Below are 286 nucleotides of genomic sequence, written 5' to 3' on the forward strand. Positions count from 1 at the left end.
CAGCGCCTGGGTGAAGACCTCGACCACCACCTGGCTGCGCTCGACGTGGGCAGCCATGGCGGCCAGCAGCGCGAACATGAGCAGATAGCTGACCAGCTCGACGCTGCCGATCATTACCAATCCCGAGGCACCATTGGAAAGCGTGAAGGCGTAGCGCAACACGACATCGACGACGGTCACCATCATCATTGCCAGCAAGGCAATGCCGGCGACGGTCAGCGCGATGCGGCTCAGCCAGGTACTGAGACGAAGCAGGGCGTTCATGATGCGTTCAGACCCTCCGACG

1 pseudogene is annotated in these 286 nt (G+C 62.2%); it reads right to left on the reverse strand.

Features of this window, described 5'->3' with window-relative positions:
- Positions 1-264, reverse strand: a pseudogene (locus C3Z11_RS00040) (TRAP transporter small permease); the annotation flags it as partial.
- Between the last annotated feature and the right edge of the window lie 22 nt (positions 265-286).

The sequence above is a fragment of the Phytohalomonas tamaricis genome (assembly GCF_003012345.1).
Classification (GTDB): Bacteria; Pseudomonadota; Gammaproteobacteria; order Pseudomonadales; family Halomonadaceae; genus Phytohalomonas; species Phytohalomonas tamaricis.